Source organism: Mannheimia sp. USDA-ARS-USMARC-1261 (assembly GCF_000521605.1).
GTDB lineage: Bacteria > Pseudomonadota > Gammaproteobacteria > Enterobacterales > Pasteurellaceae > Mannheimia > Mannheimia indoligenes.
In genome coordinates this window covers 1358805-1374852 of sequence record NZ_CP006942.1, presented here as the reverse complement: position 1 = coordinate 1374852, position 16048 = coordinate 1358805, and the positions used below count along the sequence as shown (strand labels likewise).

12 protein-coding genes are annotated in these 16048 nt (G+C 40.3%); 9 read left to right on the top strand and 3 right to left on the bottom strand.

The features are described 5' to 3' along the window. Positions 1 to 186 precede the first annotated feature (186 nt). The 4 genes from guaB (at position 187) to guaA (ending at position 4510) form a co-directional block, all read left to right on the top strand. The gene (guaB, locus tag X781_RS06665; RefSeq protein WP_025236113.1) at positions 187 to 1650 is read left to right on the top strand and encodes an IMP dehydrogenase; all 1464 of its coding nucleotides are present in this window, start codon (positions 187 to 189) and stop codon (positions 1648 to 1650) included. Between the two features lie 126 nt (positions 1651 to 1776). Next, complete coding sequence (locus X781_RS06660) at positions 1777 to 2457, top strand: HAD family hydrolase (RefSeq protein WP_025236112.1); 681 nt, start codon at positions 1777 to 1779, stop codon at positions 2455 to 2457. A gap of 58 nt (positions 2458 to 2515) precedes the next feature. Beyond that, positions 2516 to 2914 carry a hypothetical protein gene (locus tag X781_RS06655; protein WP_025236111.1) on the top strand — a complete coding sequence of 133 codons (399 nt, stop codon included), beginning with the start codon at positions 2516 to 2518 and terminating at the stop codon, positions 2912 to 2914. Between the two features lie 24 nt (positions 2915 to 2938). Beyond that, positions 2939 to 4510, top strand: coding sequence for a glutamine-hydrolyzing GMP synthase (gene guaA / locus X781_RS06650; RefSeq protein WP_025236110.1), 1572 nt, complete (start codon positions 2939 to 2941; stop codon positions 4508 to 4510). A 117-nt stretch (positions 4511 to 4627) separates the two neighbouring features. On the opposite strand, the gene glmU is transcribed toward guaA, so the two are convergent. Next, positions 4628 to 5992 (bottom strand): bifunctional UDP-N-acetylglucosamine diphosphorylase/glucosamine-1-phosphate N-acetyltransferase GlmU, encoded by a 1365-nt coding sequence (gene glmU, locus X781_RS06645; protein ID WP_025236109.1) that lies wholly within the window; start codon positions 5990 to 5992, stop codon positions 4628 to 4630. Positions 5993 to 6269: 277 nt separating this feature from the next. Here glmU and X781_RS06640 point away from each other — a divergent pair, with 277 nt between their 5' ends. The 5 genes from X781_RS06640 (at position 6270) to aroA (ending at position 12799) form a co-directional block, all read left to right on the top strand. Then, complete coding sequence (locus X781_RS06640) at positions 6270 to 7358, top strand: calcium:proton antiporter (RefSeq protein WP_025236108.1); 1089 nt, start codon at positions 6270 to 6272, stop codon at positions 7356 to 7358. Between the two features lie 113 nt (positions 7359 to 7471). Then, positions 7472 to 8098 (top strand): 23S rRNA (uridine(2552)-2'-O)-methyltransferase RlmE, encoded by a 627-nt coding sequence (rlmE, locus tag X781_RS06635; protein WP_025236107.1) that lies wholly within the window; start codon positions 7472 to 7474, stop codon positions 8096 to 8098. A 118-nt stretch (positions 8099 to 8216) separates the two neighbouring features. Further along, positions 8217 to 10160, top strand: coding sequence for an ATP-dependent zinc metalloprotease FtsH (ftsH, locus tag X781_RS06630; protein ID WP_038644139.1), 1944 nt, complete (start codon positions 8217 to 8219; stop codon positions 10158 to 10160). 201 nt (positions 10161 to 10361) lie between these two features. Further along, complete coding sequence (hisC, locus tag X781_RS06625; protein WP_025236105.1) at positions 10362 to 11456, top strand: histidinol-phosphate transaminase; 1095 nt, start codon at positions 10362 to 10364, stop codon at positions 11454 to 11456. A gap of 44 nt (positions 11457 to 11500) precedes the next feature. Beyond that, complete coding sequence (gene aroA, locus X781_RS06620; protein ID WP_025236104.1) at positions 11501 to 12799, top strand: 3-phosphoshikimate 1-carboxyvinyltransferase; 1299 nt, start codon at positions 11501 to 11503, stop codon at positions 12797 to 12799. Between the two features lie 50 nt (positions 12800 to 12849). Here the strand turns inward: aroA and X781_RS12015 are convergent. Both X781_RS12015 and cysI read right to left on the bottom strand, forming a co-directional pair. Further along, positions 12850 to 14177 (bottom strand): IS3 family transposase gene (locus X781_RS12015; protein WP_144084204.1). Its coding sequence is split into 2 segments (ribosomal slippage): positions 12850 to 13730 and positions 13730 to 14177, totalling 1329 coding nucleotides; the frame shifts between segments, so codons are not numbered across the junction. Positions 14178 to 14253: 76 nt separating this feature from the next. Beyond that, positions 14254 to 16029 (bottom strand): assimilatory sulfite reductase (NADPH) hemoprotein subunit, encoded by a 1776-nt coding sequence (cysI, locus tag X781_RS06605; protein ID WP_025236103.1) that lies wholly within the window; start codon positions 16027 to 16029, stop codon positions 14254 to 14256. Between the last annotated feature and the right edge of the window lie 19 nt (positions 16030 to 16048).

The following is a 16048-nucleotide window of genomic DNA, read 5'->3' as shown; positions in this document are numbered from 1 at the left end:
CAAGCGGTTAGATTTCCTCATTTTTTTGCAAAAAATAAGAGAAATCTAACCGCTTGTTTATTTTATTTACAAATAGCGAAAACGTTTGCCTAGAAAGTTTACAACTTACATTTTTATCTGTATAATCCGCTCGCAATTTTCCAATACAGTTTTTTCATTTTAATCACTTTTTAAGGAATTATTGCAATGTTACGTATCAAACAAGAAGCACTCACTTTTGATGATGTTCTTCTCGTCCCAGCACACTCCACAGTGCTTCCAAACACAGCCGATCTTTCAACTCAATTAACTAAAAGCATTCGCTTAAACATTCCAATGTTATCTGCGGCAATGGATACCGTAACCGAAACCAAATTAGCGATCTCGTTAGCCCAAGAAGGCGGCATTGGTTTTATCCATAAAAATATGTCGATTGAACGCCAAGCTGATCGTGTGCGTAAAGTGAAAAAATTTGAAAGCGGTATTGTCTCTGAGCCGGTAACCGTTTCTCCTGATATTACTCTTGCTGAATTAGCGAATATCGTGAAACAAAACGGTTTTGCAGGCTATCCTGTGGTGGATGAAAACCAAAATTTAGTGGGAATTATCACCGGGCGTGATACTCGCTTTGTGAGCGATTTAAGCAAAACCGTGCGTGAATTTATGACGCCAAAAGAGCGTTTAGTTACGGTAAAAGAAGGTGCAAGCCGTGATGAAATTTTTCATTTAATGCACGAACACCGTGTTGAAAAAGTATTAGTGGTGAGTGATGACTTCAAATTAAAAGGGATGATCACTTTAAAAGATTACCAAAAAGCTGAAAGCAAGCCGAATGCGTGTAAAGATGAATTAGGACGTTTGCGTGTTGGGGCAGCAGTCGGTGCTGGTCCGGGCAATGAAGAGCGTATTGATGCCTTAGTGAAAGCAGGTGTAGATGTGTTGTTAATTGACTCATCACACGGTCATTCAGAAGGTGTTTTACAACGTGTGCGAGAAACCCGTGCAAAATATCCAGATCTCCCGATTGTGGCAGGTAACGTAGCAACGGCTGAAGGAGCAATTGCGTTAGCGGATGCCGGTGCAAGTGCGGTGAAGGTGGGGATTGGTCCGGGTTCAATTTGTACTACTCGTATCGTAACAGGTGTGGGTGTGCCACAAATTACCGCAATTGCCGATGCAGCAGCTGCATTAAAAGAGCGTGGAATTCCTGTAATTGCAGACGGTGGTATTCGTTACTCAGGCGATATTTCTAAAGCGATTGCAGCCGGTGCAAGCTGTGTGATGGTTGGCTCAATGTTCGCCGGTACGGAAGAAGCACCGGGTGAAATCGAACTTTACCAAGGCAGAGCATTTAAATCTTACCGTGGAATGGGATCTTTAGGAGCAATGAGCAAAGGCTCAAGCGACCGCTATTTCCAATCAGATAACGCCGCCGACAAATTAGTGCCGGAAGGCATTGAAGGGCGTATTCCATACAAAGGCTTATTAAAAGAAATTATCCACCAACAAATGGGGGGATTACGTTCTTGCATGGGCTTAACCGGCTGTGCGACGATTGAAGAATTACGCACTAAAGCCCAATTTGTACGTATTAGCGGTGCGGGCATTAAAGAATCACACGTTCACGATGTGACTATTACCAAAGAAGCACCAAACTACCGTATGGGCTAATGTTGTAGGGGCGAATCATTATTCGCCCTATAAAATTTACCCAATGTAAAAGGGCGAAAAATATTTCGCCCCTGCAAACAATTGTAATATTTTGCGAAAAATTAACCGCTTGTAAAGAGAGTCTCTATGCTCCAAGCTATCATTTTTGATATGGACGGCGTGATTGTCGATACCGAATATCTTGAGTTTTCACTGCAAAAGCAGTTTATTGAAGATCTCAAAGAACATAACCGCCCGATTACCTTGGAACAGCAATCCGAAGTAGTGGGGAAATGTTTAAAAGAGATTCCGGTGATTGTGCAAAAATTAAGTGAATCCAGCTTGCCGATTGAAGAAATCCGCAGCCGCTACTATGCCTTTTTCCAAAATTTATTTAGCACAGTCGATTTCCGTACCATTTTCCGAGCCGATATTCAAAAGATCATTGATTTCGCCAAGCAAAATAATATTAAATTAGCAGTGGCGTCTTCATCGGCAAAATCGCACATTGATAATATATTGACCGTCTGCGGTATTAAAGATGAATTTGATTTTATCGTCAGCGGCGAGCAGTTTGAACACAGCAAACCTGACCCAACTATTTACCGCTACACCTGCGAAAAATTAGGTGTGAACCCTGAAAATGCGGTAGCGATTGAAGATTCCTACTACGGAATGAAATCCGCTAAAACTGCTGGCTTAACCGTGATTGGCTATGAAGAAAAACGAATGTTGATAGACCAAAGTTTAGCGGATTATATGGGGAAGGATATGAATGAGATTTTGGGTATTTTGCAAAAGATCTGGGAAAATCGATCGCTTGTGTGAATGGTAAAACATATTAACTATTTGTGTACAATAACATAGATAAAAAATAGGAGTTTGAATGAAATTCAGAGATGCTAAGCACTTAGGGACTGGTGATATAATTATTCAAGAGAATAATATAAATGTAGGGAAACCATTAGTTCAATGTTCCAATGAAGAACTAGTTGATGAGAGAATATTCAGAAATCAAAGGTTGCTAATTGAAAGGGATAGAAGGAAAACAGAAAAAAAACCATTTGTAATCATATCTATTGCTGTTTTGATTTTAGGGTTTATTTATGGTTGCTATAAAGTAGGAAATTTATCTGATATTTTGACATGGCTGTATGCAATTCCTGGTGCAATTTTTAGTATTGTTTCATTTCAAAACTATTCAACTCCTAATCAATTTGAGCAAAAACATCAACAGGTACTAAGAGAAATTGCAGATATACTCAGAGAGCGCGGTAAAGAATAATCTATAAATTAACAGAGAAAGAAAATGACTAACATCCACAACCACAAAATCCTTATCCTAGACTTCGGTTCACAATATACCCAACTTATCGCCCGCCGTGTGCGTGAAATTGGCGTGTACTGCGAGCTTTGGGCTTGGGACGTAACGGAAGAACAGATCCGTGAATTTAATCCAACGGGGATTATTCTTTCAGGAGGACCTGAGAGTACCACTGAAGAAAACAGCCCTCGTGCCCCTGAATATGTATTCAATGCAGGTGTGCCTGTGCTTGGTATATGCTACGGAATGCAGACGATGGCGATGCAATTAGGTGGCTTAACCGAAACTTCCGATCACCGTGAGTTTGGTTATGCATCTGTGGCATTACAAGCAACCGATAACCTATTTGCAAAATTAAACGATGATTTAACCGCTAGTGAGCCAAAATTAGATGTTTGGATGAGCCACGGTGATAAAGTAACGCGTTTACCTGCAGGTTTTCAAGTAACTGGCGTTACACCAACTTGCCCGATTGCGGCAATGTCGGACGAAAGCCGCCGTTTCTATGGCGTGCAGTTCCACCCTGAAGTAACACACACAAAAAGTGGTTTAGAACTTCTAACCAACTTTGTGGTAGGCATTTGTGGCTGTGAGCGTAACTGGACACCGGAAAACATTATCGAAGATGCCGTTGCTCGTATTAAAGAGCAAGTGGGCGATGATGAGGTAATTTTAGGTTTATCAGGTGGAGTAGATTCGTCTGTAACGGCATTATTATTACACCGTGCTATCGGCAAAAACTTACACTGCGTATTCGTGGATAACGGCTTGCTCCGTTTAAACGAAGGCGATCAAGTAATGGAAATGTTTGGAGATAAATTCGGCTTAAACATTATCCGTGTCAATGCGGAAGATCGTTTCTTGGATGCGTTAAAAGGCATTGATGAGCCGGAAGCGAAACGTAAAACGATCGGTAAAGTTTTCGTGGACGTGTTCGATGATGAATCGAAAAAATTAACCTCAGTAAAATGGTTAGCACAAGGCACAATCTACCCTGATGTAATCGAATCCGCCGCAAGTAAAACAGGTAAAGCACACGTGATTAAATCACACCACAATGTGGGCGGTTTGCCGGATTATATGAAGCTCGGCTTAGTTGAACCATTGCGTGAATTATTTAAAGATGAAGTACGTAAAATCGGCTTGGCACTCGGCTTACCGGCTGAAATGCTGAACCGCCACCCATTCCCTGGTCCTGGCTTAGGTGTACGTGTACTTGGTGAAATCAAGAAAGAGTACTGTGATTTACTGCGTAAAGCCGATGCAATTTTCATTGAAGAGTTATACAACTCAGGCTGGTATTACAAAGTTAGCCAAGCCTTTACTGTATTCCTGCCAGTGAAATCGGTCGGAGTAATGGGGGATGGACGTAAATACGACTGGGTTGTGAGCTTACGAGCTGTTGAAACCATCGACTTTATGACCGCACATTGGGCTCACTTGCCTTATGATTTATTAGGTAAAATCTCCAACCGTATCATCAACGAAGTGAACGGCATTTCCCGCGTAGTGTATGATGTTAGCGGAAAACCTCCAGCAACGATTGAGTGGGAGTAATATAGTCATTAAGGGAGAACAATTTGTTCTCCCTTACTTTTCTATGTACACAAAAATAAAGCCTCTGTGAAAACACAGAGGCTTTTGCAAAAAATCAGCAGAATTTAACCGCTTGTATTATTTCTTTTTGGTTGGGCGTTGCCAGCCTTGAATGTGGCGTTGTGGTACACGGCTGATAACAAGCTCATTTTCGCCCACATCTTTGGTTACCGTAGCACCGGCACCGATGGTTGAGCCGCTGGCGATAGTAACAGGGGCGACTAATTGACTATCTGAACCAACAAATACATTATCGCCGATAATAGTTTTGAATTTGTTTGCACCATCGTAGTTACAAGTGATCACACCTGCACCGATATTACAATCTTTACCTACTTCTGCATCGCCCACATAGGTTAAGTGATTCACTTTAGAACCTTTTCCGATAGTCGCTTTTTTGATTTCAACGAAGTTGCCGATATGGGTTTCTTCCGCTAATTCCGCACCCGGGCGTAAGCGAGAGAATGGGCCGATAGCAGATTTCGCACCTACTACTGAATCTTCAAGCACAGAATAAGGTTTGATTTCCACATTATCGCCAATTTCACAATTTTTCAGCACGCAGCCGGCACCGATTTTCACGTTGTTGCCTAGCTTGATTTCGCCTTCTAAAATGACATTCACATCAATAGAGACATCTTTACCGTGGGTGACAGTACCACGAATATCAAAGCGAGTTGGGTCGATAATTGTCACGCCGGCAAGCAATAATTTTTCCGCTTCACGTTTTTGATAGAAACGTTCTAATGCAGCAAGTTGCAGGCGATTATTTGCCCCTTCCACTTCCATAAATTCAGTGGCTTGAACTGCTTGTACTTTGAAACCGTCTTGATTTGCCATTGCGATCACATCAGTAATGTAATATTCGCCTTGTGCGTTGTTATTATTGAGGTTTTTCAACCATTTTTTGAAACTTGCACCACTTGCTACCATTACACCGGTGTTTACTTCTTTCACTTTAAGTTGTTCTTCGTTTGCATCTTTTTGTTCAACAATAGCAACTACTGAGCCGTTTTCACGAATAATACGTCCGTATCCGGTCGGGTTTTCCAATTCAACAGTTAATAGTGCAATACCGTTTTCAGGTTTAGCCGCAATTAAACGTTCTAAGGTAGCTTTGGTAATCAATGGAGCATCGCCATAGAGCATCACAATATTTTCATCATCAGCAAAAAATGGGGCAGCTTGTTGCATTGCGTGCCCTGTGCCTAATTGCTCGGCTTGGAATACCCAGTTTACAGGCTCTTCACTTAAGCGTGTTTTTAATAAATCCGCACCGTGTCCGTAAATTAAATGAATTTGTTTGGCATCCAACTGTTTTGCAGTATCAATAACGTGTTTTACCATCGGTTTACCGGCAACCGGGTGCAACACTTTTGGTAAATCTGAATACATACGAGTGCCTTTACCCGCTGCTAAAATTACAACGCTCAGTTGAGTCATAAAAGATCCTTATTTAATTAATGTGTTACTTTAGCAAGATATTTAAATGATATGCCAAAGCGTGATTTTTGCGATATTTTACTCTTTTTATTCAATAATTTCATTTATTGGAGCAAAAAATTCCGTTTGGACTGCGTTTTATGATTTTTTAAGAGAAGATTTAGCGGATTATGGAATAAATAGGTATTACTTATTTCTTATATTTCTCTACAACTAAAAATCTTTTTGATAGAATGACAAAATGGAGTACGTAACTAATTAATATTAAGGAGAATTTATGCCAACAGTACAAAAAGGTCATCAGCCTTTGCCTATTTGGTCGCTTTTATTACCTATTGCAGCTTGGATTATCTATTTTGTCGGCATAAAAGAAAGCCTGGTTTTGCAATTAGTCGCAGGTGCTTTTCTGATTGGGAGTGTTTTATCAGCGGTTCATCACGCAGAGGTTGTAGCACATAAAGTAGGCGAGCCTTTTGGTACTATTATTCTTGCATTAGCCATTACCGTGCTTGAGGTATCGCTTATTGTATCATTGATGGTTGCCGGCGGAGATAATACCGCGTATTTAGCCCGTGATACCGTTTTTGCGGCAATAATGCTCATTCTAAACGGTATTTTAGGTGGTTGTTTATTAATTGGTGGATTAAAGCATCGTGAGCAATTTTTCAGTCAAAAATCAGCCAGCACTGCATTAGTAACTTTAGTTGTTATTTTAGTGATCACTTTAGTATTACCAAACTTTACCACAAGTACAGAAGGTGCAACTTATAGCCCATCTCAATTAATTTTTGTCGCAATTGCCTCTATTGTGCTTTATGCATCATTTATTTTAATTCAGACGGTTCGCCACCGTGATTATTTCTTAGTTGAAGATGATGATAACCCATCGCATCACGCAGAACCACCTTCAATGAAAGTAGCACTAACAAGTTTATTATTTTTAATTATTTGCTTAGGTATTGTTGTATTTCTAGCGAAAGCACTCTCGCCATCTATTGAACAAATGGTGTTAGGTGCAGGGGCTCCGGTGGCTTTAGTTGGGGTAATTATTGCAGCAGTGGTATTATTACCGGAAGGATTAGCCGCATTAACAGCAGCACGCCGCAACCGTTTACAAACTAGCATAAACCTTGCACTAGGCTCTGCGGTTGCAAGTATTGGCTTGACTATTCCGGCAGTAGCTATTGTTTGCGTATTATATGACATCAATATGGTGTTAGGGTTAGACTGGAAATCAATGGTCTTACTTTCGCTTTCATCTTTTGTGGCAATGCTTTCGCTTAATCACGGTCAAACCAATATACTTTATGGTATTGTATTACTCATAATTTTAGCGACTTATGTATTTACCGTAATTGTTCCTTAAGAACAATAAATATTAATATTCAAGAGCTGACGAAGATTAATTTTTCATTATCTCTTGAATTCGCTAATTTAAACCTTATTATTAATTCTTGGATTAACTAAACAAAAAGAAAAATGGGTAGAAAACGTAGTGCAAGTTCCTCTCGCTGGCTTGCGGAACATTTTAAAGATCAATTTGTACAAAAAGCACATAAACAAAAATTACGTTCACGTGCATATTTCAAATTAGATGAAATTCAACAAACTGACCGTTTATTTAAACCGGGTATGACAGTTGTGGATTTAGGAGCGGCACCAGGCGGTTGGTCGCAATATGTGGTTACACAAATTGGCAGTAAAGGCAGAGTTATTGCTTGCGATATTTTAGATATGAACCCGATTGTCGGGGTTGATTTTTTACAAGGCGATTTCCGTGAAGAATCTGTTCTGAACGCGTTATTAGAACGTGTTGGGGAAGAAAAAGTTGATGTGGTAATGTCTGATATGGCACCTAATTTTAGCGGTATGCCTTCTGTTGATATTCCTCGTGCAATGTATCTGGTGGAATTAGCATTAGATATGTGCCGTCAAGTATTAGCACCCAAAGGTAGTTTTGTGGTAAAAGTGTTTCAAGGCGAAGGATTTGATGAATATCTCAGAGAAATTCGTTCGCTATTTAGTGTAGTAAAAGTCAGAAAACCGGAAGCTTCACGAGATCGTTCTCGAGAAGTTTATATAGTTGCAACAGGCTATAAAGGCTAGAAACCACACAAGCGTTTGTTTTTGCTAAAATTTTGCAAAAAAGTTAAGAAATTTAACCGCTTTTATAGTAACCTTAAACAGTTTTTATTAAGAAGATAGGAGATTAACCTTGAACGATATGGTTAAAAATATTTTGCTTTGGGTGGTGGTTGCCATTGTAATGATGACTGCCTACGAAGGCTTCAATTCTAATTTTGGTGGAGCTTCAAACACTGTGCCATATTCGACTTTTTTGAGTGATATTAAAGAAAATCGCTTAAAAGGGGTCGATTTCAAACAGAATGACGACACTATTGTGGTTACCAAGAACGATGGTGCAACTTACCAAACCGTAATGCCAATGTATGATGAATATCTGATGGCGGACTTGGCTAAAACCAATGCGGTGATTACAGGGCAACCGGCAGAGCGTCGTGGTTTGTTATCGCAAATCTTGATTTCGTGGTTCCCAATGTTGCTATTGATCGGCTTCTACATCTTCTATATGCGACAAATGCAAGGCGGGGGTGGTCGAGGTGCAATGGGCTTTGGTAAAAGCAAAGCGAAAATGCTGACAGCAGATGAAGTCAAAACCCGTTTCTCTGATGTTGCCGGTTGCGATGAAGCGAAAGAAGAAGTAGGTGAAGTCGTTGAATTCTTGCGTGATCCAAGCAAATTCCAAAAACTAGGCGGACGTATCCCAAAAGGGATCTTAATGGTTGGACCTCCGGGAACAGGTAAAACCTTATTGGCAAAAGCAATTGCCGGTGAAGCTCGCGTGCCGTTCTTTACGATGGCTGGTTCGGATTTCGTTGAAATGTTCGTTGGTGTGGGTGCTTCGCGTGTGCGTGATTTATTTGACCAAGCGAAGAAAAATGCCCCTTGTATCATTTTCATTGATGAGATTGACGCAGTAGGTCGTAAACGTGGCGGAGCAGGCTTTAGTGGCGGACACGATGAGCGAGAGCAAACGCTTAACCAAATGCTAGTAGAAATGGACGGTTTTGAAGGTTCGGAAGGTGTGATTATTATCGCCGCAACTAACCGTGCTGATGTGCTTGATGACGCTTTAACCCGTCCGGGACGTTTTGACCGCCAAGTAACAGTTGATTTGCCGAATGTAAAAGGTCGTGAGCAGATCTTGAAAGTTCACTTGAAAAAAGTACCGCTTGCAGAAGGTGTTGATCCAATGCAAATTGCTCGTGGTACACCGGGTTATTCAGGTGCTCAATTAGCAAACTTAGTGAATGAAGCAGCATTGTTCGCAGCACGTAAAAATAAGCGTGTAGTAACGATGGAAGATTTTGAAGAAGCTCGTGATAAAATTAATATGGGTCCGGAACGTCGTTCAAATACGATGACGGAAAAAGAGATTATCAACACGGCTTACCACGAAGCAGGACACGTTATTGTCGGTTATTTAATGCCGGAACACGATCCATTAAATAAAGTAACGATTGTACCTCGCGGCCAAGCACTCGGTTTTGCACAGTTCTTACCGGAAGGCGACCGTGTAAGTGAGACCTTCACCAAATTAGAAAGTCAGCTTTCAACTTTATTTGCAGGTCGTATCGCTGAAGGTTTGATTTTCGGGGAAGATAAAATCACCACTGGGGCATCTTCTGATATCCATCGTGCAACCCAAATTGCACGAGCAATGGTAACGCAATGGGGTTTCTCGAAAGAACTCGGTCCGATCTTCTACCAAAATGAAGACGGAATGGGGGCGATTAAAGGTGTATCTGAAGAGTCGCAAAAGCTCATTGATACCGAAATGCGTAAGATCATTGATAGAAACTATCAACGTGCGAAGCAAACGTTAGAAGAAAATATGGATATCTTACACGCAATGAAAGATGCCTTATTGAAATACGAAACCTTAGATAGTAAACAAATTGATGACTTAATGGCTCGTCGCCCGGTTGGAGAACCATCAGGTTGGAGTGATACACCAACCAAAGATGACAATGCAACGCCACCAAGTGGTGAGCAAGCTGCAGATACTACTTCTATCATAGATGATAAGCCAACTAAGGATAACAATATTGGTGATTCCCTTGCTGATACTAAAGCGGAACACTAATAGATAAGTTAAAAAAACCGAGAGCAACTTGTTCTCGGTTTTTTTGTTTACAAGCGGTCGTTTTTCATTAATTTTTTACCAATAAGGCAAAGCATTAATCTGTACTTATTTCTTTCCAGTTGTAACAAAACTTTTACTGGTAAAATAATCCTTTCTCTACTAAAATCACGTGATATTTTAATAAGAAAAACAGAGGTTATTATGCAATTTTTCAACATCGCCAATGAAGGGGTGAAATCGCTTTCGCCTTATCAAGCAGGAAAGCCTATTGAGGAATTAGAACGTGAATTGGGTATTCAAAATATCATCAAACTGGCTTCAAATGAAAATCCGTTTGGTTTCCCTGAAAGTGCTAAACAGGCGATTATCAACCAACTTGATGATTTAACGCGTTACCCTGATTCAAACGGGTTTGAGCTTAAATCGACTATCGCAAAAAAATTCAACCTACAGCCAAATCAAATTACTTTAGGTAATGGTTCAAATGATTTATTAGAACTATTTGCTCATACCTTTGCCAGCGATAAAGATGAAATTATCTATTCACAATACGCGTTTATTGTTTACCCACTGGTTACCAAAGCTATTAATGCCGTTGCTCGTGAAATTCCTGCTAAAAATTGGGGGCACGATTTAGAGGGCTTTTTAGCGGCGATCAACGAAAAAACCAAGCTAATTTTTATTGCCAATCCAAATAATCCAACAGGTAACTTCTTAACGCAAGCTGAAATTGAGACTTTCTTAGCAAAAGTGCCAAGCAATGTTCTTGTGGTGTTAGATGAGGCTTATACTGAATTTACGGCTGTAGAAGAAAGAATTGATTCTTTCGGCTTATCAGCAAAATATCCGAATTTAATTGTTTCTCGCTCACTTTCTAAAGCCTATGGTTTAGCTGGGCTTCGTATTGGTTATGCGGTGTCCAATCCTGAAATTGCGGACTTATTAAATCGTGTTCGCCAACCGTTTAACTGCAACAGCCTTGCACTAGCTTCTGCGATTGCCGTAATGAATGACGATGATTTTGTGCAGAAAGTCGCAAAAAATAACCGCCTGGAGATGGCTCGATATGAGGCATTTTGCCAAGCAAACGGATTAGAATATATTCCATCTAAGGGCAATTTCATTACCATTGATTTTAAACGCCCTGCCGCTTCAATTTATGAAGCCTTATTGCGTGAAGGCGTGATTGTTCGCCCAATTGCAGGCTATGGAATGCCAAATCATTTGCGTGTGAGTATCGGGCTGCCGGCAGAAAATGACAGATTTTTTACTGCTTTGTTGAAAGTGTTGGCTTAACAAGCGGTTTCTTTTTATCAAAATTTTACAAATTATAAAAACAAATGGAAAAATTAACATTAAATCCAATTTCCCGAGTAGAAGGTGAAATCAACTTACCCGGTTCAAAAAGCCTGTCTAACCGTGCATTATTACTGGCAGCATTAGCTAAAGGTACAACTCGAGTTACGAACTTATTAGATAGCGATGATATTCGCCATATGCTTAATGCGTTAAAAGCCTTAGGTGTAAATTATGAGCTTTCAGAAGATAAGACTGTTTGTGAAGTACAAGGTATTGGTGGAGCTTTTCAAGCTCAAAATGGCTTATCGCTCTTTTTAGGGAATGCCGGTACGGCAATGCGACCATTAGCTGCCGCGTTGTGCTTAAAAGGGGAGAATAGGGCTCAAATTATTTTGACAGGTGAGCCTCGAATGAAAGAACGCCCAATCAAGCATTTAGTTGATGCGTTACGCCAAGTTGGGGCAGAAGTAGAATATTTAGAAAATGAAGGCTATCCGCCATTAGCCATCACAAATAGTGGTTTAAATGGTGGAAAAGTACAAATTGATGGCTCAATTTCCAGCCAGTTCTTAACCGCATTATTGATGTCTGCACCTTTAGCTGAAAATGATATGGAAATTGAAATTATTGGTGATCTGGTATCAAAACCTTATATTGATATTACGCTATCAATGATGAAGGATTTTGGGATAACCGTTGAAAACCGTGATTATCACATATTTTCAGTAAAAGGCAATCAAACCTATATCGCACCACAAGGCAATTATCTGGTGGAAGGCGATGCCTCCTCTGCTTCTTATTTCTTAGCCGCCGGGGCGATTAAAGGTAATGTTAAGGTTACGGGCATTGGTAAAAAATCAATACAAGGCGACAGCTTGTTTGCTGATGTATTAGAGGCAATGGGGGCAAAAATCACTTGGGGTGAGGATTTTATCCAAGCAGAGAAAGCCCCGTTAAGAGGTGTGGATATGGATATGAACCATATTCCTGATGCGGCAATGACGATTGCTACCACTGCCTTATTTGCGGAAGGAGAAACGGTTATTCGTAATATCTACAATTGGCGGGTAAAAGAGACTGACCGTTTAACTGCAATGGCTACGGAATTACGCAAAATCGGGGCAATTGTTGAAGAAGGTGAAGATTTTATCCGTATTCAACCTCTTGAATTGGATAAATTCCAACACGCAGAAATTGAAACTTATAACGATCACCGAATGGCGATGTGTTTTTCATTAATTGCGTTGTCTAATACACCAGTAACGATTTTAGATCCAAACTGTACGGCAAAAACCTTCCCGACCTATTTTACTGAGTTAGAGAAATTATCGGTAAGATAGAAATGAAAAAAGGATTTAGTTTTGATCTGCCCCCAAAAAGTTAGACTCATTTAATTCAAGGACTGAGTTCTGTATTCCACAGGGCTTAGTCCTTTTAGTTTCACTTGAATACGCTCATTGTTGTAGTAATGAATGTAATCGTGAATAGCTTTCTTCAGTTCGGCAAAAGTTTCAAACTTCTTGCCAAAATAACATTCCGTTTTGAGCCGCCCGAAAAAACTCTCCATTGCCCCATTATCCAAGCAGTTTCCTTTTCTCGACATACTTTGCCTGATGCCGTTTTGTTGACAAATTGTCTGAAAACATGACATCTGATACTGCCAACCTTGGTCGGAATGCAGTATCGGTTTTGCACCGTTAAGCCTTGCGACAGCTTGGCTCATCATTCGGTTAATTTGCTCAAAGTTTGGGCTTTCGGCTAAATCGTAGGCAATAATTTCACCATTGAATAAATCCTTGATTGGCGATAAATAGAGCTTACCCTCCACACATTTGAACTCGGTCACGTCTGTCGCCCATTTCTCGTTTGGGGCAGTAGCCGAAAAATTTCTTTCCAATACATTCTCTGCTATTTTGCCTACTTCGCCTTGATATGAGCGATATTTCCGGCGTTTGAATTTCCCTTGTAAGCCCAATTTTTGCATTATCGCTTGGACTTTTTTGTGGTTGACGGTCCATATTCTACGCAACACTAACGTAATACGATGATAACCGTAGTTACCTTTGTTTTCGTGATAAATCTCAGCTATTTTCTGCTCAATCACGGCATTTTTATCCACTTTAGCGGCAAGATGATAAAAATAAGTACTGCGTTTTAAACCGATAAGTTGCAATAGTATTTCAAGCGGAAAGTGATTTCGCAACAATTTTACGACATTTGCTTTTTCCGCATTTTGGCTTGGTTGAGTTCCTGCAACTTTTTTAGGATAGCATTCTCCGCTTCCAGCTCTAAAATACGGTAACGCAAACGTTCTTCTTCGGTTTTGGGTGGCGGTGGCATTTTCGGGTATTTGGGTTTCATTGTCGGGCGACCTTTGGGTTTGGGGAATAAGCCGTTTATACCCTGTTTATCAAAGGCTTGCAACCATTGACTGATGATACCTGAATTGGAAAAATTAAAATAAAGAGTAGCATATTCTGCGGAAAATTGTCTGTTTTTGACCGTTTGTACAACGTATAATTTAAATTCGGATGAGTAAATCCGCCTTTTGCCTAAAACAGCTAACCCATTGAAACCATTATGATTATATTGGCTAATCCAACGTTCTAGAGTTGTTTTGGCAAGCTGAAAATGCTGACGAGTGAGTGATCGATTTTTCCCATTTTGAAGATAAAATTCGATCACTTGTTGTTTGAAAGATTGGTTGTATTTAGTCATAAAAAATCTGCACCTTAATCAGTTGGTTATTTAGTCCAACTTTTGGGGTGCAGATCAAAATACAGTCCCTTATTTTTTAAATCGCTTTAGTTGGAATAATTGCCTTCGACGCATCCCAGAAATCCACCACAGGGTTGATAACAGGGGTGATAATACCTTTTCGAATAACGAAATCACCAAAGGCTTCGTTTACTTCCCGTTCTTTTGACCATTGACCAATCACTGGATCAAGTTCATTGAGTATTTCCGTAAGCGTGATATTTTCACGATACAAACGAGGAATACGCGTACCCACAATATTACCGCCAAGATGAAGGTTGTAACGCCCTACCGCTTTTCCTACTAAGCCGATTTCTGCCAACATCGCACGCCCACAGCCGTTCGGGCAACCTGTAATACGGGTAACGATGGTTTCATTTGAAACATTATGATCGGCTAGAATTTTATCCAGTTCATCAATAAAGGCGGGTAAAATCCGCTCCGCTTCTGCCATTGCTAGGGGGCAAGTTGGGAATGCGACGCACGACATTGCATTCTCACGCAGTTTAGTAATATCTCGCATTAAGCCGTATTGGCGAGCGAGATTTTCAATTTGTGCTTTATCCTCTTCTGCGACATTAGCAATAATAATGTTTTGGTTAGCAGTAATACGGAAGTCGCCTTTATGCACTTTGGCAATTTCCAACATACCTGTCATTAATGGAAATTCAGGTGTATCAATTAAACGTCCGCTTTCAACAAAGCAAGTCAAGTGCCATTTGTTATCAATGCCTTTTACCCAGCCTATACGGTCGCCTCGTTCAGTAAATTCAAACGGGCGGCTTGGTTCAAATTTGAACCCCATTCTTTCTTCTACTTCTGCTCTAAATCCCTCTAAGGTCATATTCTGAACAGTGTAACGAACACGGGCATTTTTACGATCTGCTCGATTACCAAAATCACGTTGAGTAATAACAACACACTCTGCTGCTTTAAGGGTATGCTCTACAGGAACAAAACCTAGCTCTAAAGCAATATTAGGATAAGTTTTGGTGTTGCCGTGTTCAAATGAAAGTCCACCACCAACTAACACATTAAAGCCGGCTAACTTACCTGTTTTTTCATTTTTAATGCCGACAAAATTCATATCGTTGCTATATAAATCCACATCATTGAGCGGAGGTAGAGCGACAGCGGTTTTATATTTTCTTGGTAAGTAAGTTTTACCTAAAATAGGCTCATCTTCTTGCAGTTTTAATAAATCTTCAGAACTTTCAATTTTTTTACCATCAATCCAAACATCTAAATAGCCACGAGTACGGGGCAGTAAATGCTCGGAAATACGTTTCGCCCATTCATAAGCCTCTTGGTGTAGCTCTGATTCCACAGGGTTAGAAGAACAGAGTACATTACGGTTCATATCAGCAGCAGTGGCAATAGAATCTAAGCCTAATTTATGTAGTAGGCGATGAACATTCTGCAACTTCGTTTTTGGCACGCCGTGATATTGGAAAGTCTGACGGTTAGTTAAGCGAATAGATTGATAGTGATTGTGTTCACGGGCAAACTTATCAATCTCAATCCATTGCTCAGGTTTGATGATACCGCCCGGTAAACGGCAACGTAACATCATAAATTTTAAGGGTTCTAATTTCTGATCCAAACGTTCGGCACGAATATCGCGGTCGTCTTGCTCGTACATACCGTGAAAGCGGATAAGTTGGAAATTATCGCCGGTAAAACCACCGCTAAGTTGATCTTCTAAATCTTGTAAAATCGTACCGCGTAGGTAATTACTTTCGGTTTTTAAACGTTCGTTGTCAGACAACGGTTTGGCTTTCCACTCTAAGCCTTTTTGTTCTTTCTTCGTCATAGGTTACTCCGATAAAAAA